Below are 2,022 nucleotides of genomic sequence, written 5' to 3'. Positions count from 1 at the left end.
TGGAAGCGCCGGAGTGATCCAGGTGTGGAGGCCACGCGAGTGAGAATGCAGGCATGAGTAGCGAAAGACGAGTGAGAAACTCGTCCGCCGGATGACCAAGGGTTCCTGGGCCAGGTTAATCCGCCCAGGGTGAGTCGGGACCTAAGGCGAGGCCGACAGGCGTAGTCGATGGACAACGGGTTGATATTCCCGTACCCGTGTATCCGCGCCCAATGGCGAATCAGTTGTGCTAACCGTCCAAAAGTCTCCTGTGTCCCTTCGGGGGCTCTGGGGATGGCTGCACGGGACCCTGATTGTAGTAGTCAAGCGATGGGGTGACGCAGGAAGGTAGCTGGGCCAGGTGATGGAATACCTGGTGTAAGCCGGTAGGGCGAATGGTAGGCAAATCCGCCGTTCATGCAGCCTGAGAGGTGATGCGTACCCGTTGAGGGGAATTCAGTGATCCTATGCTGCCGAGAAAAGCCTCTAGTGAGTTGGTACACGGCCCGTACCCCAAACCGACACAGGTGGTCAGGTAGAGAATACCGAGGCGATCGAGAGAACTGTGGTTAAGGAACTCGGCAAAATGCCCCCGTAACTTCGGGAGAAGGGGGACCACGCTCGGTGACCGGACTTGCTCCGTGAGCTGGGGGTGGTCGCAGAGACCAGAGAGAAGCGACTGTTTACTAAAAACACAGGTCCGTGCGAAGTCGTAAGACGATGTATACGGACTGACGCCTGCCCGGTGCTGGAAGGTTAAGAGGACCGGTTAGTCACTTCGGTGGCGAAGCTGAGAATTTAAGCCCCAGTAAACGGCGGTGGTAACTATAACCATCCTAAGGTAGCGAAATTCCTTGTCGGGTAAGTTCCGACCTGCACGAATGGCGTAACGACTTCTCTGCTGTCTCGACCACAGACTCGGCGAAATTGCATTACGAGTAAAGATGCTCGTTACGCGCGGCAGGACGAAAAGACCCCGGGACCTTCACTATAGCTTGGTATTGGTGTTCGGTTCGGTTTGTGTAGGATAGGTGGGAGACTGTGAAGCTCATACGCCAGTATGGGTGGAGTCGTTGTTGAAATACCACTCTGATCGTATTGGACCTCTAACCTCGGACCATGATCTGGTTCAGGGACAGTGCCTGGTGGGTAGTTTAACTGGGGCGGTTGCCTCCCAAAATGTAACGGAGGCGCCCAAAGGTTCCCTCAGCCTGGTTGGCAATCAGGTGTCGAGTGCAAGTGCACAAGGGAGCTTGACTGTGAGACTGACAGGTCGAGCAGGGACGAAAGTCGGGACTAGTGATCCGGCACCGGCATGTGGAAGCGGTGTCGCTCAACGGATAAAAGGTACCCCGGGGATAACAGGCTGATCTTCCCCAAGAGTCCATATCGACGGGATGGTTTGGCACCTCGATGTCGGCTCGTCGCATCCTGGGGCTGGAGTAGGTCCCAAGGGTTGGGCTGTTCGCCCATTAAAGCGGCACGCGAGCTGGGTTTAGAACGTCGTGAGACAGTTCGGTCTCTATCCGCCGCGCGCGTTAGAAACTTGAGGAAGGCTGTCCCTAGTACGAGAGGACCGGGACGGACGAACCTCTGGTGTGCCAGTTGTCCCGCCAGGGGCATGGCTGGTTGGCTACGTTCGGAAGGGATAACCGCTGAAAGCATCTAAGCGGGAAGCCTGTTCCAAGATGAGGTTTCTCACCCCCTCGAGGGGGTAAGGCCCCCGGCAGACCACCGGGTTGATAGGCCGGAACTGGAAGCCCAGCAATGGGTGGAGGTGACCGGTACTAATAGGCCGAGGACTTACCACGAAGATGTTACGCGTCCACTGTGCGGTATCTGAAACAACACACACAGATATCGAAGATCCTGCGGTAGCAGGGTTGTCGATGTTCTGCGTGGTTACTGTTTCATAGAGTTACGGCGGCCATAGCGACAGGGAAACGCCCGGTCCCATTCCGAACCCGGAAGCTAAGCCTGTCTGCGCCGATGGTACTGCACTCGACAGGGTGTGGGAGAGTAGGACACCGCCGAACACCCGTT

At 56.7% G+C, this 2,022-nt stretch carries 2 rRNA genes (1 of these 2 only partly in view); both read left to right on the top strand.

From position 1 onward, the window contains the following. A 23S ribosomal RNA gene (locus EQ874_RS22740) occupies positions 1 to 1,790 on the top strand (it extends 1,382 nt beyond the left edge of the window). A gap of 108 nt (positions 1,791 to 1,898) precedes the next feature. Further along, positions 1,899 to 2,015 (top strand): 5S ribosomal RNA (gene rrf, locus EQ874_RS22735). The last annotated feature ends 7 nt before the right edge of the window (positions 2,016 to 2,022 follow it).

The organism is Rhodococcus sp. Q1 (assembly GCF_004153645.1).
Classification (GTDB): Bacteria; Actinomycetota; Actinomycetes; order Mycobacteriales; family Mycobacteriaceae; genus Rhodococcus; species Rhodococcus gordoniae.
Note: the sequence above shows the minus strand (reverse complement) of the source record. Positions and strands in the feature narration are given on the sequence as shown.